This window comes from Kangiella sp. TOML190 (genome assembly GCF_023706045.1).
GTDB lineage: Bacteria > Pseudomonadota > Gammaproteobacteria > Enterobacterales > Kangiellaceae > Kangiella.
In genome coordinates this window covers 2,145,311-2,166,493 of the sequence record NZ_BQYL01000001.1, presented here as the reverse complement: position 1 = coordinate 2,166,493, position 21,183 = coordinate 2,145,311, and the positions used below count along the sequence as shown (strand labels likewise).

At 43.7% G+C, this 21,183-nt stretch carries 13 protein-coding genes; 7 read left to right on the top strand and 6 right to left on the bottom strand.

The features are described 5' to 3' along the window. Positions 1-29: 29 nt before the first annotated feature. The 3 genes from NFS34_RS10270 to NFS34_RS10260 form a co-directional block, all read right to left on the bottom strand. Complete coding sequence (locus NFS34_RS10270; RefSeq protein WP_251359950.1) at positions 30-389, bottom strand: energy transducer TonB; 360 nt, start codon at positions 387-389, stop codon at positions 30-32. A 223-nt stretch (positions 390-612) separates the two neighbouring features. Then, entirely contained in the window at positions 613-1,074 is a 462-nt protein-coding gene (locus NFS34_RS10265) for a hypothetical protein (protein WP_251359949.1), read from the bottom strand. 82 nt (positions 1,075-1,156) lie between these two features. Then, on the bottom strand, positions 1,157-1,720 hold the full coding sequence (locus NFS34_RS10260) for a DUF2062 domain-containing protein (protein ID WP_251359948.1): 564 nt from the start codon (positions 1,718-1,720) through the stop codon (positions 1,157-1,159). 50 nt (positions 1,721-1,770) lie between these two features. Here NFS34_RS10260 and NFS34_RS10255 point away from each other — a divergent pair, with 50 nt between their 5' ends. After that, the gene (locus NFS34_RS10255; RefSeq protein WP_285834462.1) at positions 1,771-4,074 is read left to right on the top strand and encodes a DNA internalization-related competence protein ComEC/Rec2; all 2,304 of its coding nucleotides are present in this window, start codon (positions 1,771-1,773) and stop codon (positions 4,072-4,074) included. A gap of 9 nt (positions 4,075-4,083) precedes the next feature. Here NFS34_RS10255 and NFS34_RS10250 read toward each other — a convergent pair whose 3' ends face one another. Next, the gene (locus tag NFS34_RS10250) at positions 4,084-5,409 is read right to left on the bottom strand and encodes an amidohydrolase (RefSeq protein WP_251359946.1); all 1,326 of its coding nucleotides are present in this window, start codon (positions 5,407-5,409) and stop codon (positions 4,084-4,086) included. Between the two features lie 143 nt (positions 5,410-5,552). After that, positions 5,553-7,961, bottom strand: a complete 2,409-nt coding sequence (locus tag NFS34_RS10245) for an acyl-CoA dehydrogenase (protein WP_251359945.1) — start codon at positions 7,959-7,961, stop codon at positions 5,553-5,555. 155 nt (positions 7,962-8,116) lie between these two features. Here NFS34_RS10245 and NFS34_RS10240 point away from each other — a divergent pair, with 155 nt between their 5' ends. From NFS34_RS10240 to NFS34_RS10230, 3 genes are all read left to right on the top strand, one after another. Further along, entirely contained in the window at positions 8,117-8,950 is an 834-nt protein-coding gene (locus tag NFS34_RS10240; protein ID WP_251359944.1) for a hypothetical protein, read from the top strand. A 139-nt stretch (positions 8,951-9,089) separates the two neighbouring features. Next, positions 9,090-13,016 (top strand): ATP-dependent RNA helicase HrpA, encoded by a 3,927-nt coding sequence (hrpA, locus tag NFS34_RS10235; protein ID WP_251359943.1) that lies wholly within the window; start codon positions 9,090-9,092, stop codon positions 13,014-13,016. 19 nt (positions 13,017-13,035) lie between these two features. After that, positions 13,036-13,599 carry a hypothetical protein gene (locus NFS34_RS10230; protein ID WP_251359942.1) on the top strand — a complete coding sequence of 188 codons (564 nt, stop codon included), beginning with the start codon at positions 13,036-13,038 and terminating at the stop codon, positions 13,597-13,599. Positions 13,600-13,672: 73 nt separating this feature from the next. On the opposite strand, the gene cysZ is transcribed toward NFS34_RS10230, so the two are convergent. Beyond that, positions 13,673-14,455 (bottom strand): sulfate transporter CysZ, encoded by a 783-nt coding sequence (gene cysZ / locus NFS34_RS10225; protein WP_251359941.1) that lies wholly within the window; start codon positions 14,453-14,455, stop codon positions 13,673-13,675. 177 nt (positions 14,456-14,632) lie between these two features. On the opposite strand from cysZ, the gene smc reads away from it, so the two are divergent. From smc to ligA, 3 genes are read left to right on the top strand one after another with little or no spacing between them, the layout of a single operon-like run. Beyond that, on the top strand, positions 14,633-18,133 hold the full coding sequence (smc, locus tag NFS34_RS10220) for a chromosome segregation protein SMC (protein ID WP_251359940.1): 3,501 nt from the start codon (positions 14,633-14,635) through the stop codon (positions 18,131-18,133). A 39-nt stretch (positions 18,134-18,172) separates the two neighbouring features. Beyond that, on the top strand, positions 18,173-19,135 hold the full coding sequence (zipA, locus tag NFS34_RS10215; RefSeq protein ID WP_251359939.1) for a cell division protein ZipA: 963 nt from the start codon (positions 18,173-18,175) through the stop codon (positions 19,133-19,135). Between the two features lies 1 nt (position 19,136). Then, complete coding sequence (ligA, locus tag NFS34_RS10210) at positions 19,137-21,170, top strand: NAD-dependent DNA ligase LigA (RefSeq protein WP_251359938.1); 2,034 nt, start codon at positions 19,137-19,139, stop codon at positions 21,168-21,170. The last annotated feature ends 13 nt before the right edge of the window (positions 21,171-21,183 follow it).

The following is a 21,183-nucleotide window of genomic DNA, read 5'->3' as shown; positions in this document are numbered from 1 at the left end:
TTTCATACCATAATTATTACAACGGTATGTTAGCGTAACTTAAACTCCAGAATGTATTTATAGCTATCCACGTCATTGATGTGCTGAAAAGTCCATTCTTTAAAGGCTTTACTTGCTTCTTCTTCGAATATACCTTGAGGGTAAGAATCTATAACTTTAAGGTTCGTCGGCTTGCCAGCTTGCGATAAGTTGAATTCAAACAATACCCAACCTTCGATGTTACGTATGGCGGCTTTTCTTGGATACTGAGGCGGCGACGCCTCAAGTGGATAACCTGCTTGTTTATAGAAAGTTGTTAAATCAGGTGGTTTTCTTTCTGGATATTGATCGCTAATTGTACTACAAGCGAAAAGTATTATCGGACTAAAAAGGGTTAGCAATAGTTTCATCTTTTTATTTACGCTGTTGTAATAGTAAATGTTAGGTTAATTAATTTACGATTTATTATCAATAACGAGCTTCTCTTGAAACCGTTATTTCTAACATTCTTGGCGATAAACACATCAAATCATCACGACATGATAGGGTTAAAATTAACTGTTTCAAATAATAAACAGAGAGTTAAGTGCTTAAGTTAAACTGTTTTCTATAGCATTGTCGCTCTATAGCTGATTATTTGGTGTAATGAACGTCGATGCCAGCATCTTTGAGTTTTTGAATTAGCTCACCGATATCATCTTTGTCATAAAAAGCTTCGCCCGATTTTGCAAACAGCAGATTGCGAAACTTGATTTCAATGGTATTGGACTTTTCTGAGCTGGCTTCATAGTTCCAGCTAGTACCAAAACTATGAACCTCAGAAACTAAATTAGCAGGATTGACAGTTAAGCTGGTTTGGTTTTGCCCGCTGGTGACTACCCCAATGTTAAAAGTGGCTACCACTTCGGCGGGAACTAAGCCAAAGCTTTGTTCAGCTTGCTGGCTGGTTTCGTTAAACTTTTGCAGTCCTAAAGCAATTTGCTCCATAGCCTTTTCAAAACTGATGTTTTGTGGCTGAGGTTGCTCCGGAACATGGGCGCAAGACACTAAAAAAATGACAAGAATAAAAGGTTTGACTAAGTGAAAAATATTCATGACGACCTCCTTGTGTTATCACTAATATACCATTTATCCTACTTTTTCGGTATTAGCAAGTTGTGAGATAACCCGGGGCGAGTTAAGGCTTGTTAGCATCGTCACCAATCTGTAATTTTTCTTTGATGGTTTCTTTCCAGCGTTCTTTGCGAGCACGCCAAGCCATCACCACATGATAGCGCCATGCTAATTGAATCGTCACATAACCTAAAAGTCCCGCAGCAATCGCACAAATTAAGCATCCTAATAAAAAGGGTTTCCAGATGGCGAGCAGTTCGTTTTGCAACCACTCCATAGAAAGTTCGAATACAAAGTCTTCAACTGGCGCACCAAGGATCCAAGTCCCAACTTTATAAGCAAAGTAAAACATCGGCGGAATGGTCAGAGGGTTGGTGACCCAGCAAGTAGCTATGGAAATGGGTAGATTAGCTTTTAGGCCGATGGCTAGAGCTGCGGCTATGATCATTTGAAAGGGTACTGGGATGAAAGCACAAAATAAACCGATGGCGAAAGCAGCTGAGGCGCTATAGCGGTTTAGATGCCATAATTGAGGCTCATGTAACCAGTTGCCAAAGATACTCAAGAATTTATTTTCTTTGATAGTCTTTGGATCGGGCGAGATTTTTTTAAAAAACTTGCGTGGCATCTGATTTCAATATAAAACTATTATGTTAATAATTCATTAAGGAACTTGTTGTGCTCAAATGGATCTTGGGCTTCTTAATTGGTTGCTGTTCAATATTTATCTTACCGGCACCGCTGGACTTAATATGGTGCTTGGCGTTGCTTAGTGCAAGTGCGCTATTGGTTTTTTTGCCAAAACTCATGCTGTGGCGAGCTACACGGTTCAACAACAAGCCGGATTTAAGGCTAGAAACGCCCACCATTTGCCTAATCTTACTGCTATTTTTCAGCGGTTTTTGTGCCGGTTTAGCATGGTTATCAATTCATAGCCAAGCACGCCTCGATAGCCGTATCTCGCTTACCCAACCTCAAGAAGCCATTATAGAAGCGAGAATAGCATCGATACCAGCAATTTATCCGCAATCGATGTATTTCACCGCCATTATCCAAAATTCAGAGGATGAAAATTTAAATCATAAGAAGCTAAAACTGAGTTGGTATCAAAATCAGCCACTGCAAGAAACCGATTTGATATGGCCAAAATTAGGCGAGGTTTGGCGTTTTAAAGTGCGGCTAAAACCCATCTACAGTTCGCTTAATGACGCAGGCTATGATGGTGAAAAGCAGGATTTTATCCAACAAATTGATGCGCGAGCTTCGGTTAGAAGCTCTGGGGCCATGCGGCTGACTGCTGCTGCAAGTTTTTCCTTGAGTTGGGTTCGGCAACATCTATACCAGCGATTATCAAGATTCGAGCAAGCAGGGATCTTGCAAGCGCTTATTTTGGGTGAAAAAACACAAATTAGTGAGCAGCAACGGCAAACCATTCAAGCTTTGGGGATCAGTCATTTATTGGCTATTTCAGGTTTGCATATTGCCATTATCGCAGGGCTAACCCTGTGGCTGGCAAGTTTGATTGCCGCTAGGGCCAGTTTTGTTCAATCACGCATAGCACCTCTAACATTTGGGCTAATTATGAGCTGCGTCGCGGCTTTGCTTTACAGTGCTTTAGCAGGTTTTGCGATCCCGACATTAAGAGCCTTAATCATGTGGGCAGCTTTTGCACTAACCCTGCTAAGCCATAACAAACAGCGCTTAGCTTTTAATCTGGCTATGGCGTTATTGCTGATTTTATTATGGGATCCAATAGCCGTCCTATCAACATCTTTTTGGTTGAGTTTTATCGCGGTTTTTATAATTGGCCTTTATGTCAGTGGGAGGGTCATTAAAACTTCGATATGGAAATCCACCATTGAATTACAACTGTTTATCAGTTTCAGTATGTTTTTAATGGGATTGTTAATTTTTCAAGAGGCCAGTTTAGTAGCGGTACTGGCAAATTTGCTATTGATCCCACTATTCAGCTTTGTGTTATTACCATTGATTTTTATAGCAGTGCTGTTTAATCTTTTGGGCTGGTCATGGATCTTGCATAAAGTCGATGGCTTTTTAAGCTTTGCCTTTTCTCAAACCCATTTCCAACATAAGGATTTACTACTAGAACAATTTATTCCTGTGTGGCTTTGGTTGATCTTATTTGTGGTTTTATTAATAAGCCTGATGCCTTTAGGAAAAATAAAAATTATGCCGATAATGGCATTATTACTGGTCAGCCTATTTGCTTGGATGTATCAAAATAAGACACAAGAATTTAAACTAGTAATTTTTGATGTAGGGCATGGTTTATCGGCCTTAGTCTATAACCCAGAATATGCAATATTGTACGATACGGGCTTTGCTAATCAGTTTTTCTCAAGTGCTGAATTCTATCTCACCCCCAGTTTACGACGACTTGGAATTAGCCAAATCGATTTGCTGATTATTAGCCATAATGACATGGATCATTCCGGCGGGGTGACAGCCTTATCAAAAGCTTTTAATGTACAAGAGCTAATTCGAGCAAATAGTTGCCAGACAGGAATAAAAAAGCAGTTTGCAAATTTACAGCTTGAATTTGTATATGCAAACCCTAAAGCATTAAAATCGAATAACCAAAGTTGTGTTGTTAAAGTTAGCACGGAACGCAAGAGTTTATTACTTACTGGCGATATTGAACGCAAGGTTGAATTAAAGATTGCTAGCAGTGACTATCCTTATGATTTGACTGCCGATATTTTACTGAGTCCGCACCATGGTAGTAACACTTCATCGAGCTATCCTTTTATCAAAGCGGTCTCACCAGAGCTGGTGATTCATTCGACGGATCGCTTTAATCGCTATGGAATGCCGCACGCAAAAGTTAAAAAACGTTATCAAGACTTGGCCGTTCAGCAAATGATGACTGGCTGTAGCGGCCAAATAAGCATTAACTTAGCAACGGGCAAACTGCAAAGCGTTCGTGAAAAACGGCGGATCTGGCGCAATCCGCCTTGCTAGCATGACACCTTAATTTTTTTTCGCTTGTTCGAGATAATCAAGCGCAACTTGGGTCATGACTTCAACGCCATAGACCAAGCTTGACTCATCAATATAAAAATCAGGCGTATGGTGCGGCGCTGCTTCTAACTCTGGCGTGTCTAGTGGCTTACCACCTAAAAAGAAAAACATGCCCGGAACTTTTTGCGCAAACATTGAAAAGTCCTCTGCGCCAGTCACTGGCTTCATGGTAATTACTTTTTGCGCCACGCGCTCTAAGGTGGGGCGCATTTGATTGGTCAGTTCAATATTATTATAAGTCACAGGATAAGAAGCCGAGTAGGGGATCTGGACTTGTACTTGAGCGCCCATGCTTTGACCAATCAGCTTGGCTTTTTCGGTAATAAGTTGTCGCGTTTTCGTCTTATCGGCTTCGCTAAAAGTTCTCACGGTTCCTAACATTTCCAACTCTTCAGGGATAATGTTCGAGCGCACTCCAGCATGAATCGCGCCAATGGTAACTACCGCCGGATCATCCACCAGCTTCATATGGCGACTGACCACGGTTTGCAGACCGTTGATAATTTGTGCGCTGGCAACAATCGGGTCGATACTCGCCCAAGGGGTAGAGCCGTGCGCCTGTTTGCCTTTGACGGTGATTTTCATATCATCAACTCCAGCCATAATACCTTCCGTTTTTACGCCAACAGTACCAACATCCATCCCGGCCCATATATGCAGGCCAAAGATCGCATCCACATCAGGATTTTTCAAAACCCCTTGTTTTACCATCAGCTCCGCACCGCCTTCTTCACCCGCAGGTGAGCCTTCTTCGGCAGGTTGGAAGATAAACTTAATAGTGCCCGCAAGTTCCTGTTTCATTCCCGCGAGCAATTCAGCCGTGCCCATCAAAATTGCCATGTGGGTATCGTGACCGCAAGCATGCATCACTGGAACTTGTTTACCGTTATATTCACCCATAACTTTAGATGCAAAGGGAACTGGCGTCCGCTCTTTGACGGGTAGGCCATCCATATCCGCGCGCAAGGCAATCACAGGGCCTGGCTTAGCGCCTTTTAAAAGGGCAACTACGCCTGTATGCGCCACACCAGTTTGTACTTTCAAGCCAAGCGAGCGCAGATGTTGTTCAATGTATTTGCTGGTTTTAAATTCGCGATTGGAAAGCTCTGGATTTTGATGCAAATGACGACGCCACTCAATCACCTTGGATTCGATGGCCTTGGCCTGACTTTCGATCTTGCTATCGACTTTACTAGCAGAAACTTCGGCGCTATAACACATCGCACCAAACCCCACAATTAAGCTAGCAGCTAAAGGTAAGTAGACTTTTTTCATAATTTAGATATCCATTATTTTTTACCTAGACTTAATCTGCCTACTTTATACCAAGATTGCAAATTTATAAGGTACTTAATCTATAGCCGAAAAATAAAAAAGGGCTGAAAATCAGCCCTTTATAATTTGATGGGTTATCGAGATTAATCAAACTTGCCTGACATTTCTTCTTTGGAAAAGTCATCCACATTAATGACGTCCAGTCGAGCATCTTCAGCTTTAACTACCAACTCGAGTTCTTCTTGGCTAATGATCTCTTGCTCGAAAGCTTCTTTAGCGAAAGTAATTACTTGGTGGTTGGCAGGTTTTTTACCCAGCGCCACTGAGAACTTGGCCACGATGGGCTCCATTTCAAGCTGTAAACGCAGTGCTTTATCTACTTTAAATAGATTACTAAAGTCTGATTCGGACTTATAAATACCGTGTGTTAGTTCTTCGCGCATGGCCTCGGCTTTTTGTAAGTCTTTCGCAACTCGACGGCCAAGCTTGTCAGACGGCGGCGACAAGGGTAGTCCTAACGGAAATACCACTAGTCGTAAAAGTTTTCCCATCCAACCAATGGGGAAGTTACGTAAGACCCCGTCAGCAGCCATTTGAGTTTCATATAAACATTGTTCGATCGACCAACTAACCACATCCTTATCGTACTCTGGACGCCCTTTGTCATCATAGAATTTCAAGATGGCGGTGGCGATATAAAGGTTACTAAGCATATCGCCAAGACGACCCGAAATGGATTCACGACGTTTAAGTTCGCCACCAAGCACTCCCATGGTCACATCGGATAAAAAGGCGAGGGCGCTACTAAAACGGGTGATGCGCTGATAATAGCGTCCGGTAAAATCGCGCTGCGGTTTGCGTGACAATAGACTGGCGGTTAAACCAAGCCAGAAGGTTCTAACCTTGTTGCTCATGGCGAAACCAATATGAGCAAACAGGGATTTATCAAACTCTTTGACTGCTTGGGAGCGATTATCGTTTTGGCTGGCTTCAATCAGTTTCAAAACGTAAGGGTGACAACGGATCGAGCCTTGGCCGTAAATAATGAGACTGCGGGTTAAAATATTAGCGCCTTCGACCGTAATCGAAATGGGTGCGCCTTGATAAGAGCGTCCCATATAGTTCTTAGGCCCCATCATTACCGCTTTACCGCCATGCACATCCATCCCGTCAATCGAACATTCTTGCGCCAGTTTAGTGGTATGGCATTTGACGATTGCCGAGGCTACCGACGGTTTTTCGCCAGTATCAATGCCTGCGGCGGTAAAGGTTCGTACCGCATCGATCATGTAGGTTTTGCCGGCAATGCGTGCTAAGGCTTCCATCACGCCTTCCATATAGCCTACAGGCACTTTAAATTGTTTGCGGATCCTAGCGTAGGCTCCAGTGGTGTAGGCGACCATTTTAGCACCGCCAGTAGCGCCCGAGGGCAATGAAATGGCGCGTCCAGCGGATAGGCAGTCCACCAGCATGCGCCAGCCTTGGCCCGCCATCTTTTCGCCGCCGATAATATAATCGAGCGGAACAAAAACTTCGTCGCCACTGGTCGGCCCGTTCTGGAATGGAGTGCTTAACGGATAGTGACGGCGGCCAATTTCGACGCCAGGAGTATCGGTTGGAATTAAAGCACAAGTAATACCCAGATCTTCCTTATCACCCAGTAAGCCATCCGGATCGTACATTTTAAAGGCTAAGCCCAGTAGGGTCGCTACTGGCGCTAAGGTTATATAGCGTTTATTCCAAGTCAGTTTTAAACCAACCACTTCCTCGCCATTCCACTGGCCTTTGCAGACGACTCCTTTATCCGGAATGCCGCCAGCATCGGAGCCAGCTTCTACTGCGGTCAGGGCAAAACAGGGAACTTCTTCACCTTTAGCAAGACGCGGCAGATAATATTCTTTTTGTTCTTGAGTACCGTAATGCATCAAAAGCTCTGCGGGCCCCAGCGAGTTGGGAACAGAGACAATCGAGCCTAGAGTGGCGCTCAAAGAGTTAAGCTTGGTTAGCACTTGCGACTGGGCATAAGCAGAAAAGCCCAGACCGCCGTATTCTTTTGGGATGATAAAGCTAAAGAAACCTTTATCTTTAATGAATTGCCACATGTCTGGCGATATATCGCGATCAATGTTGGTGATTCGCCATTCATTAACCATAGCGCACAGCTCCTCAACTGGGCCATTTAGAAAAGCCTCTTCATCAGCGCTCAAGCTAGCCTTGGGAATATTGTGTAAGCGCTTCCAGTCGGGTTTGCCTGCAAAGACCTCTCGCTCCCACCAAACACTGCCGGCATCGAGTGCTTCTTGTTCGGTATCCGAGATTTTAGGCATAACCCCTTTAAAGGTATCCAGCAGTCGAGCCGATATAGGCTGTCTTAATGCTGGCAGGTTAAGCGGAACTAAAATCAGCAATAGGATGAACCAGTGGAAATAGGGGATAGAGTAAGCAAAACCCCATAACAAAAGCATCCCCAGTAATATTATGCTGGTAATTTTTAGGCCAATTCGCTGGTAAAGACAGATCCCAAGAGCGATCAAAAGAAGTAAGGTCAACATAGTTTTTCCTTGAGTTACACTTTATCCCCTTAGTATAACAGCTCGTACCAGTTAATTAAGTGTTATTTTCACAGAGTTGGCGCTAAGTACTTGAACTTATAAGAGCTTTATTACAAGATAGCATGGTAAAAACAATTAATGATTGAGGAGCATCTATGAAGCGCTTAGCCGTGGCCATAATTCATGGTATCGGATCGGAAAAAGAATTCTATTCTGTTGAGTTTAAGCACCGAGTTGTTGAGGAATATGTTAAAGGCGATCCCAATAATCGTTTGGAAGACGATCTTTTGTTCCACGAAATCTACTGGGGTGATTTGGTCAAAGACGATCACGGTGAACTCCTAGAACAGCTGGATTACAAAAAAGAGCTAACGTATAAAGATTTACGTAATATTTTTGTAGATTTTATCCGGATTGGAATGTCTTACGCAAAAAGTGATGAATCAGGTTTATATGACGCTATCCATGAGCGTATAAAATCAAGTATGAAAAAATTCGCTTCGCATCGTAATGTGGATCAGGACGATACTCCTTTGGTCATAATGGCGCATTCTTTTGGTTCCGTTATTATGTCCGACTATATTAGCCACCTACAAAATAACGATTCGGGTTTGTCCAATTTTGAAGGCTTTAAAACCTTGGCTGGAATCATTAGTTTTGCTTCGCCTTTATCAATCTATTCGGCGCAATCGGGTGATTTCGAAAAACCGATAAATAAAGTTGGCTCGCAACTGGAAGAAGGCTTAAAAGACAGAGCTAAGTGGCTTAACTTCTACGACAAAGATGATGTGATTGCTTATCCTTTGAAAAATGCTAACGAAGCTTATAATCAAATGGTTGACGAAGATCTTGAGATCAACGTGGGCTCGGCGGCCACCTCTTGGAACCCAGCGTGTCACACCGGATATTGGGAAGATAAAGATTTTATTAAACCAGTCGCAAAGTATTTCGCTGAAGTCCGTGCGCCGCATGATTTTTGGAAACTTTAGTAAACCGCTAAAAATTTAACTTAGCGTTAATACCACTCTTTAAATCTCTTGTTTTTGCCTTAATTGGTGGAGACAAGAGATTTTTATTTTAAGCAACTTTTGTTAAACCAAGATAGAAGCCGGATGGATAGCTTTGAATATGAGCAAATCGCATAAGCAACTAGACTCTTTGCAAACGGTGATAGACTCTTGTTTGATTCAAGATCGCTCTGAAATTACTAAGTTAGCCAAAATCATCGAGCAACGGCAAAAACAAAAACTGCCCAGTGATAAGTTGATCAGCAAATACAATCATTTGCTGAAACGATCACAGCGTACCTTCCAGCAGCGTCAAAGCATGATGCCGCGAGCTATTAGCTTTGATCAAGCATTACCGATTTGCCAGAAAAAAGAAGAAATTGCCGACTTGATCCAAAACCATCAACTGGTGGTGGTGGCAGGCGAAACTGGCTCGGGTAAAACCACCCAAATCCCCAAAATTTGTTTAGATATGGGCTTTGGGATTAGCGGTAGAATTGGCCATACTCAACCGCGGCGAGTCGCTGCGACCAGCGTTGCGCGGAGAATTGCCGAAGAGTTAGAGTCGCCTCTAGGCGATACTGTGGGCTACAGTGTTCGCTTCAATGATAGTTGTAAGGATTCTACTGCGGTTAGGATCATGACCGATGGGATTCTGCTCAATGAAATCAGCCAAGATCCATTGTTGTTGCAGTACCAAGTGTTGATCATTGATGAAGCACATGAGCGTAGCCTTAATATCGATTTTATTTTGGGTTATCTAAAGCAGCTATTATCCAAAAGACCTGATTTAAAGGTGATTATCACTTCGGCAACGATAGATCTTGAGCGGTTTGCTAAGCATTTTGCGCAACATGGCAAAGCTGCGCCCGTTATTGAGGTCAGTGGCAGAACCTATCCAGTGGAGGTTTGGTATCGAGAGCCGGATGAAGAAAACCCTTCACCCCAAGTAGAGCAGATAGGTCATGCGGTTGAAGAGCTAATGCACTATGCGGCTGGTGATATTTTGGTCTTTTTATCAGGCGAAGCAGACATTCGTGAAACGGCTAAATTTTTGCGTAAAGAAAAGTTTAGAGACTGCCAAGTGTTGCCACTTTATGCGCGTCTGTCTATTGGCGAGCAAGAAAAAATATTTAAGCCCTCAGCAGGTAAGCGCCGAATTATCCTTTCTACTAACGTAGCGGAAACTTCGGTCACTGTACCGGGCATTCGGTTTGTGATCGATCCGGGCAATGCTCGGATAAGTCGCTATTCGATTCGTCATAAAATTCAACGCCTGCCGATAGAAAAAATCTCGCAAGCCAGCGCTAATCAGCGTAAAGGGCGTTGTGGTCGTGTAGCCGATGGGGTTTGTATCAGGCTTTATTCGGAAGAGGATTTTAACAACCGCTCTGAGTTTACCGATGCCGAGATTTTACGTACTAACTTGGCTTGGGTTATTTTACAAATGCAGCAAGCTAAGCTGGGTGATATTGAAGCCTTTCCCTTTATTGATAAGCCAAGCACCAAGCAAATTAATGACGGCGTAAATCTTTTACTCGAATTGCAGGCATTAAATAGTGATAAGCGCTTAACGGCTATTGGTCAAGCCATGGCAACTTTACCGATTGAACCGCGCTTAGCGAGAATTTTGATTGAAGCAAAAAAACAGCAAATACCTGCCGAGGCGTTAGTGTTGGCAGCATTTTTGTCAGTCAAAGATCCTCGCGAGTGGCCCTTCGATAAAAAAGAGTTAGCGACACAAAAACATCGCAAATACCAACACAGTCGCTCGGATTTTATTAGTATCATTAACCTTTGGCAGCATTTGCACCAGCAGCAAGAAGCCTTGTCTAACCGCCAATTTAGGGACTATTGTCAGCAAGAGTTGATTAATTTCAACGGTTATCGCGAGTGGAAAAGCACCTATCGCCAATTAAAACAGTTGTTAACACAAGATAAATCAAAAACCCAAAAGTCACCGCAGAAACTAGCTGCTTTAAGCGATTTTTCACAGCTTGATAAACAGCAAGAGGCAGCTCAATATCAAAAGCTGCATCAGGTTTTGCTGACTGGCTTTTTAAGTTTTGTCGGTCAAAAAGATATTGAAAAAGGCTATTTGGCAGCTAGACAAAGTAAGTATTTTATTCACCCGCAGTCGGTAAACTTTAAAAAACAGCCAGCTTGGTTAATGGCTTTTGAGGTGGTTGAAACTACTCAAGCCTATGCACGTTTAACGGCTTTTATAGAAGTTCAGTGGTTAGAGCAGGCGGCTAAGCATTTGCTTAAAACCCATTATTTTGAACCATTTTGGAGTAAAAATCGAGGTGCGGTTCTAGCGCCAATGCAACAAACCTTGTATGGTCTTAAAATCGTGGTGGATCGAAAAGTTGATTACTCTGCCATAGAACCGCAACTATGCCGCCAATTATTTATTCAACATGCTTTAGTGCGACATGAGCTGAACAGCCGTGATCAGTTTTTTATTAATAATCAGCAGGTGCTAGCTGAAGTTAAACAAGAAGTGGCTAAAGCGCGTCAAGCAGATCTGGTGGCGAGTGAAACAGTGGTAGCGGATTGGTTCGAGCAGCGTTTACCGGAATTTGTGAATAACGCCAAAAGCCTCAATCAATGGCTCAAAAGCGATAAACATAATTCGCAGACTTTGGCTTTGAGTAAAAAGGTGCTACTTGAAGAAACTGAACAAGACGAAGGTCAGTTCCCGAGTACAGTGGTGGTTCGTGGTATCGAATTAAAGGTCAAATACCATTTTGAGCCAGGGCATCCGCAAGATGGAGTGACGGTATTGATTCCCTCATCGCTGCGCAATAAATTTATCGATACTGATTTTGAGCGATTAGTTCCGGGGTTGTTAGCCGAAAAAATTGAGTATTTGATCCGCTCTATGCCAAAGCGCTTTCGCAAGAATTTTCTGCCGGTGCCGACTTATGCTCAAGCCTGCTACGAACAAGTGATAGAACAAGCAGGAACTTTAAAAGATATAGTCAGCAAGCAGCTGTATCAAATGACGGGAGTGATTTTAACCCAAGAAGCCTGGTCGCAAACCCAACTTCCAGAGCACTTGTTGATGCGTTTTGAAATCATTAATGATGATAAAAAAATCATCTACTCAGGTCGTAGCTTAGAAGCGCCAACAAAAACGGTCAAGACGGCAAAATTTAGCAAAAACTTGAGTCAACAGATAAAGTCTCAGCAAACTTATGCCGATTGGAGTTTTAAGTTCCAACCTCAAGGGGTAATCAAAGAGGCTGGAACTATTATTCCAGTATATTTTGCCGTAGAAGATGCCGGTCTTGATAAGGTTCGTTTGGTATCATCGGTCAGCCAAAAGTTAGCGGACAAAACTCATTTGCAAGGTGTCTCAAGACTCATTGCCATAGCTAATAATGATAAGTACAAATACTTATTAAAAAGTAATCCGCATAAACAAACCTTATCATTGGCCGCTTCAACCTTTGGCCGTTATGACGATTTAGTGATGTCTGCTTTTTTGGCAGTAATTAAACAGCAGTTTCTGTTAGCTGAGATTCCCAAAACTCAACAGCAGTTTGCAGCTGCTAATAAGGCGATAGCTTCGGAGTTGGTTGCTTTGACCACCCAAGCGCTTGAACGGCTGGCTAAAACGTTGCAACAACGAGCGGCTATTTTTACGCAAGTGAAAAAACTTTCGAAAAATTTTGCTGGGCTCAAAGACGATATTGAAGAACAATTGGCTTATTTGTTTGAAAATAACTTTTTGTACCGTTATGGGGTAGATAAACTTAGTGATTATGGGCGTTATTTAAAGGCCATTGAAACTCGAATAGAAAAGGCGCGAGAAACTTTACTCAAGGAAGCGTCACTTACCAACCAGATCAATCCTTGGCTGGATTTGCGGATAGAACTGGAAGCAAATGCTAAAATTCCAGAAGAAGGTTATTTGCAATACTTGTGGATGTTGGAAGAATTTCGAATTTCACTTTTCGCCCAAGGTCAGAAGACCCAGTTTCCAATTTCGGCCAAACGCTTGCAGAAATACAGCCAGCAACTAGAATCAAACTATCAATAAGCCGCACAGGGTTTAGAATTTGCCAGTCAACCGCCACTTTAAGCTTACTTTTTTACTGCTGAGTTTGTCGCTAGTTTCTTGCGTCACGGTCAAGCACCAGCTTCATGAGCAAGAGCTAGCAGCAAAAATTGCTCAGCTACAAGGCGCTATTACGAGCTTAGATCCTTTGGTAAAAGCCGCTGAAGCCAAACAAGTTGCCACAATTTCGGTTTACTACCCTTTGCAGCTGGCTAAAGAATATGAACTTACCTCGAGCCCGATTATTCACAATATGCTGGTTAATCAAGGGATTAAAAATCGCGGCTTATGCATTCATTGGACCGAAGATTTACTAAGAAAGTTATCAAGCTTAGATTTGAGTAGTCTGAAGTTTTACTGGGGCGTAGCCAACCGAGAAGCGACTTTTCGCCTAGAGCACAGTGCGGTTGTTGTAAGCCCTAGTCAGAAAAGCTTTGCCGATGGGCTGGTTTTAGATGCTTGGCGTGACTCAGGCTTGCTGTATTTCGCTCCAGTCAAGCACGATAAATACCAGTGGCATAGTCACTATAATGACATTACGGCTGAACTTTTGTTAAAGCAATAGCGAGTCTAACCCTTTAACGATCTAACCATATAACCTTATATATCATCCACACCGAGCCGGACAAAGCCGATCATTAAGAGCTAACTGGCTCAGAATCATGTTTTTTATCCTTTAGGTGATCAAACCATAATTTCGTCGCGCCACATACTGCTGCCGGCATGACCAATAGATTAATAATTGGCAGCATGGTCATTAGCATCACCATGGCGCCGAACCCTAAGCTTCCGGAGCGCGATTGGCGCAATTTAGCGAGCATTTGCTCAAAAGGGATCTTGTGATTGTCCATTGGATAGTCCAGATATTGCACCGACATCATCCAAGAATTGAAAGCAAACCAAATAATCGGAAATAGTAGTGCACCGATTAAAGGCACTAGCAGCAGGAGCAAGCAGACAAGTGCTCTTGGAATATAGTATTTAAGTTTGGTCCATTCGCGTTTGAGCAATCTTGGTACGTCTTTGAGCATTTCGCGATAGCTTTGTTCGGGTACGGTTTTTTTGCCGCTTAATTTATTTTCTACCGCTTCAGCTAACAGCCCATTAAAAGGCGCGGCTATCCAGTTGGCTAAAATGGCAAAGAAGAAAAAGACAAACAATAAAACGCCAATAATGACCAAAGGCCAAATTAGCCATGAAATGGCGGTCATGATCCATTCAAACGTATCAAAGGAAGCTAGCCAAGCATTGATTGCGACCGTCCAATCGCTGACTTTTGAGATCACATAGATCAAAGCGATAGAGAGCAAAGTTAAATTAATGGCTAAAGGTATAAAAACGAACCGTTTGATTCCTTTTTGGGTCAACATTTTAAAGCCCTGACCAAGATAATGGGCGCCATGGAAGCTATTTTGTGGCATTTAGAAATTTTTATTTATTACGACTGTTAATTTGCTAAAAATCATTTAAACTTAAAAGTTACACAGAAGAAAGACCGTTTTTGTAACAGAATAATTTTATTAGAAAACAATCACGGATTTATGGCAATCAAAGCGCTTATCAACGACATAAGTGTATAAAAAATAAACGATTTTCAAATGCGATTAAAACAAATCAAACTTGCGGGTTTTAAGTCTTTTGTCGATCCGACGACAGTCTCTTTACCGAGTAATTTAACCTCGATCGTCGGGCCCAATGGTTGTGGCAAATCCAACCTGATTGACGCAGTGCGGTGGGTGATGGGCGAGTCATCGGCCAAAAACCTACGTGGCGATGCTATGACGGACGTGATTTTCAATGGCTCCACAGGGCGTAAACCGGTTGGACAAGCGAGTATAGAATTAGTTTTTGATAATTCTGACGGCACTATTCAAGGCGAAATGGCTAATTACAATGAAATTGCTGTTCGCCGTCAGGTTAATCGCGAAGCTCAGTCAGCTTATTTTCTCAACGGTACTCGCTGTCGACGTAAAGATATTACCGACATTTTCCTTGGTACCGGTCTTGGCCCGCGCAGTTATGCGATTATCGAACAGGGTATGATTTCGCGGTTAATCGAGTCTAAACCTCATGAATTACGAGTCTTTTTAGAAGAAGCTGCGGGGATCTCGAAATACAAAGAGCGTCGTCGCGAAACCGAAAATCGCATTAAACATACTCGTGAAAATCTTGACCGGTTAAGTGATTTACGCGATGAGTTGGGCAAGCAATTGGCTCATTTAAAGCGTCAAGCCACTTCTGCTGAGCGTTATAAAGAATATAAAGCTAATGAGCGCCAATTGCGTGCGGAGTTGGCTGCGATCCGTTGGCAGGGCTTTAACCAAAGTATTGAAACTTTGGATGAGGCCATTAACAAGATGGAAACGGAAGTGGAAGCGCGAGTGGCCGATCAGCGTCATGCGGATGCGGAAATCGAAAAATCTCGCGATTTGCACACTGAATTAACCGATGCGCATTCCGAAGTGCAGGGGCGTTTTTACGGTATTGGTGCCGATATTGCCCGTTTAGAACAGGCCATCGAGCACACTAAACAACAAAAACAGCAGTTATTAGAAGACAAAACTCAAGTACAGGCTTCGCTGGACCGGCTACGCGATCAATTGCGCTTTGATGAAACTAAGCTGGAAGAGCTAATGACTAGCTTGATGCAGTCCGAGCCAGATCTAGAGCTGAAACAAGCAATGGTGGAAGAGCAGCAGCAAAGCTTGCTCGATTTTGAAGAAGAAATGGGCATTTGGCAGCAAGAGTGGGATGCTTTTAATCAACAAGCTTCGGCCAACGCTCAAAAAACTGAAGTTGAAAAAACCCGAATTCAGCATCTAGAATCGCACATCAGCCGCTATGGAAAACGTTTGGATCAAGTTTCAGGCGAAATCGAAAGCCATCAATCGGAGCCAATGGAAGCTGAAATGCTTAAGATGGCCGAAGAGCTTGGCATTGCTGAAGAACAATCTGAGCGATTGGAAGAAGAGGTTAGTCAAGCGGTTGAGCAGATTAATGACTTGCGTCGTCAGCAACGCGAACATAATCAAACGCTCGAAGCTGAGCGCGCAGAAATTCGTCAATTAGAATCGCGTAAAATGTCGCTGGAAGCTTTGCAAAGTGCAGCGCTTGGTAATGATAATGAAGCGGCTATTCAATGGCTTAACAAAGAAAATATCAATAATAACAAAAGATTAGCGCAACAAATTAAAGTTGATTCAGGTTGGGAGCTGGCGGTCGAAACGGTGCTTGGCGATCAGCTTGAAGCGGTCGTTAGTAAAGATTTGGGCAGTTTAGCAAACTCGCTGAGCCATTTAGCCAGTGGTAAAGTGCTTTTGGTGGATCAAGAGGCCAAAGGTGCAAAGCCCAATCCAGACAGCCTCTACGCTAAGGTGGAAGGTGCGGACGCGATGGCGGGAGCTTTAAGTCGCGTTAAGGTGGCTAAAGATTTAGCGGAGGCCTTATCCATCCGCAGTCAATTAGCGGATAACGAGTCGGTGATAACACCTGAAGGTTTATGGCTGGGTAAGGCTTGGCTACGCGTTTCCCGCCAGCAAGAGCAAGGCGCTGGGGTTATCGAACGAGAAGCCGAATTAGCTGAGTTAAATCAAGAGTTGGAGCTAAAAAGTGCCACTTTTGACGAGCTAAAAACTAAGCGTGAGCAGCTGATCGAAGCGCTAAAAGAAACCGAGCAGGACTGGCAAACTAAACAATCTCAATTGGCCGCGGCAGGGCGCCAATACAGTGAACTGCGAGCCAAAGTTGGTTCGCAACAGGCAAGACTAGAGCAGACTAAAGCGCGTATGGAGCGCTTGCAAAAAGAGCGCCAAGACATAGCGCTACAAATTCAAGAAGACGAGCAAGCGCTGGCAAAAAGCCGGCAATTGATCGAGCAGATGGTCGATGCGATGGCTGACGATAGCCAAAGACGTGAAACAATGACCGCTGAGCGTGAAGCAAAACGTCAACAGCTCGAAAACAAGCGCATTGCAGCACGTGAAGCAAAAGATGCGGAGCATCAATTAGCGCTTAAAGTGAGTTCGCTACAGGCCGAAGTAAACTCTACTCGAGCTGGTTTTGAAAGGGTTAACAGCCAAATTGGTGATTTAACCGCGCGTAAGGTTGAGTTAGATAATCGGTTGAATTTAGAGCAAGATCCAACTGACGAGTATCAAGTTGAGTTAGAGGCGGCGCTGGAGAAGCGCTTAGCAGTCGAAGAGCAACTAAAACAAGCGCGTAACAAGCTTGCGGAAGTTGATGAATCGATGCGTAAGTTGGAGCGCCAAAGGCACGAAGCGGAACAGCAGGCGCAAGGAGTTCGTTCGCGCTTAGAAAAATTACGCATGGATTGGCAACAGGCTACTACCAAACAGCAAACTCAATCAGAAATTTTGGTCGAGGCGAAACAAGATCCCCGTGAGCTGCTCAAGTCAATTGACGAGAATGCTTCAGAAGAGGATTGGTTGAATCAAATCGAGCAGGTCAGCGGTAAAATTCAGCGTTTGGGTGCGATTAACTTGGCGGCAATCGAAGAGTTTAAAGTGCAAGAAGAGCGCAAAGTTTACTTGGATGCTCAAAACGAAGATCTTACCGATGCCTTGGAGACTCTGGAAAGCGCGATTCGTAAGATTGATCATGAGACTCGAACTCGCTTTAAAGAAACCTTTGATAAGGTCAATAAAGGGGTGCAAGAGCTGTTCCCTAAGGTTTTTGGTGGCGGTCACGCCTATTTAGAGCTAACGGGTGAAAATTTGCTAGATACCGGCGTTTCGATCATGGCGAGACCACCGGGTAAACGTAATTCCACCATCCACTTGTTGTCCGGCGGCGAAAAAGCACTCACGGCAATTTCCTTGGTATTCTCAATATTTCGGTTGAATCCGGCACCATTTTGTATGCTCGATGAGGTAGATGCGCCATTGGATGATGCCAACGTTGGCCGCTACGCTAACTTGGTAAAAGAAATGAGTGATTCTGTACAATTTATTGCGATTACTCACAACAAGATCGCGATGGAAATGGCGCATACATTGCTGGGCGTAACCATGAGTGAACCTGGTGTCTCGCGAGTGGTCTCAGTAGATGTAGAGGAAGCGGCAGCTTTGGCGGCTTCTTAAAAGAATATTAAATCAAAGTATAACGGCTAAGGTGACACAATGGATTATACCCTAACGATTCTATTGATAATTGTTGGCGTAATTATAATTGGTTTTATCTATTTCGATGCGAAGCGGCGACAACGTTTACGCCAAGAAAAGCGCGATCAAAAGCTTTTTGAGCAATCCTTAGATGCTGGCAAAGATAACAGTGGCTATGATATTGATGGGATTGGTGAGGTGCGATTAGTGGAATCCGCTCAAGCCAAGGTTAGAAATGAACAGCCTCAAGAAGTTGCCGAAGTAGCAACACAAACGGCAGTTGCGTCGACAAAAACGAATACAGTGAAAACGGAGGCTGTCGCAGCCACCCATGAACATCTTGAGCCTAAATTTGGCGATGAAGAGCAGGCGGTTAAAGCGGTGCAAAAAAGTTCAGCAGAGGAGCCGCCGGTGCTGGATGATATGTTATTTGGCTTTGATAAAGAAAAACTAAACGACAAAGAAAACACCAAGCAAGAGCCTAAAGTCGCTAAGCCAACCCAGCCTTCACTGTTTGAAGAGGATAAGGAGCCGCAACTTCAGACCGAACCCGAGCTAATTTTCACTTTATATTTAGTATCTCCTACGGATAGTCCTTACCAAGGCGAACAGTTGGTGCAAACACTGCTTGAGCAGGGTATGCGCCATGGTGATATGGATATTTTTCACCGCCATAGTCAGGCCACCGGTCGAGGTCCCGTACAGTTCAGCCTTGCCAGTGCTTATGAACCTGGCAGTTTTGATTTGGATCAGCTCGATCAGCTAGAAACTAAGGGGTTAGCGGTATTTATGGCGTTGCCTGGGCCTAAAAAACCTATGAAAGCCTATGAGTTAATGATCAAAACTTGCCGCGCGATTGTCGAAGACTTAGGCGGTTATATTATTGATTCAAGCAAGGCTCATTTTAGTAAACAAATCGAAGCTCATCACAAAGAGCAAATTCAAGAGTTCGAGCGCAAACTTCTGCTAAAACAGCATTGATATGAGCAAACAAGATTTATTGCAGACGCGATTAAAAGCGCTGCGTGCGGAAATTGATGAACATAATTATCGCTACTATGTGTTAGATCAACCGCAAGTTCCTGATGCTGAGTACGATCGTTTGATGCGCGAATTGCAAGCGATTGAAAAAGATCATCCTGAGTGGGTTTCTGCTGATTCACCAAGCCAAAGGGTAGGTGCAAAACCCGATATAGGTTTTGCAGAAGTGTTGCACCAAATTCCTATGTTATCACTCGATAATGCAATGAACGAAGAGGAATTTTTAGCCTTTGATAAAAGGCTTACAGAGCGCTTAGCCAGTGCTGAACACTCCGAGTCTATAGGCGAGTACATTTGCGAACCGAAACTTGACGGCTTGGCAGTAAGCCTTAGATATGAGAATGGCTTATTGGTGCAGGCAGCGACACGAGGTGACGGTAGCAAAGGTGAAGACATTACCTTAAATATTCGTACTATTAAGTCGATCCCGTTAAAGCTGCGAGCTCAAACAGAGGCTTTACCGCAGCTACTCGAAGTTCGCGGAGAAGTTTTTATGCCCTTATCGGTGTTTGAGAAACTCAATCAAGAAGCTAAACAAAACGAGCAAAAAGCTTTTGCTAATCCGCGCAATGCGGCGGCGGGCAGTTTGCGTCAACTTGATCCTGCGATTACTGCAAAGCGCGAGTTGGCATTTTATGCCTATTCGGTTGGTCAAGTTTCCGATGAATTTAAACTGGCATCAAGTCAATATCAGCGATTGCAGCAATTGAAATCCTTTGGGATCCCTGTGACCAATGAAATTGCTATTGCCAAAGACAAGCAAGCAGTGCTTAAGTATTACCAGCAAATCCAGCAAAAACGTGCTCAGCTAGCTTTTGAAATCGACGGTGTTGTCACCAAGGTTAATAGCATTGCGCAGCAAGAACAGTTGGGATTTGTATCGCGGGCGCCAAGGTGGGCGATCGCAATTAAATTTCCGGCGCAAGAAGAGATGACCCAACTATTAGGGGTTGATTTTCAAGTGGGCAGAACGGGCGCTTTGACCCCAGTGGCTCGTTTAGCGCCAGTATTTGTGGGCGGGGTAACCGTAAGTAATGCCACCTTACACAACATGGATGAAGTTGAGCGGTTGGGAGTTATGATTGGCGATACGGTTATTATTCGTCGGGCAGGGGACGTAATACCGCAACTGGTAGCGGCGATTGAATCCAAACGTCCTAGTGATGCAAAGCTTATAACTGCGCCAGACGAGTGTCCTGTGTGCCAATCTTCCGTGGAAAAAGCAGCAGGGGAAGCGGTGCTTCGGTGCACTGGCGGTTTGATTTGTAGTGCCCAGCGAACCCAAGCGATAAAACATTTCGCCTCACGTAAAGCCATGGATATCGATGGCTTGGGTGATAAGTTGGTAGATACTTTTTCTGAGTTGAAGATGATTGAGCACATTAGCGATCTTTATCAGCTCGAAGCTGGGCAAATCGCCAAGCTGGATAGAATGGGTGAAAAATCCGCGCAAAACCTTATTGCTGCAATCGAAGCCAGTAAAGATACTAGCTTAGCAAAGTTTATTTATGCGCTGGGTATTCGGGAAGTGGGTGAGGTCACGGCGAAAAATTTGGCTAATCACTTTATTGAGCTAGATTCTTTAATGAAAGCTTCGGCTGAGGAATTGGAATCAGTGGAAGATGTTGGGCCAATAGTTGCTAAACATCTTCAGTTGTTTTTTGCTAACCCACATAACCAACAAGAGATTTCGGCGTTGTTACAAGCAGGGATCCATTGGCCTAGCGTTGAAAAAAAGTCAGCAAGTGAGTTGCCGCTAAAGGGAAAAACTTTTGTTATTACTGGCACCTTGTCCACAATGTCGCGCAGCGAAGCTAAAGCAAAGCTCGAAAGCTTAGGCGCAAAGGTTGCTGGTTCGGTGTCAAAAAATACTGATGCTTTGATTGCGGGTGAAAAGGCCGGCAGTAAATTAAAAAAAGCTCAAGACTTGGGGGTTGCTGTACATGGCGAAGACTATTTAGAGCAACTTAATTAGTCGCGCAAAATAC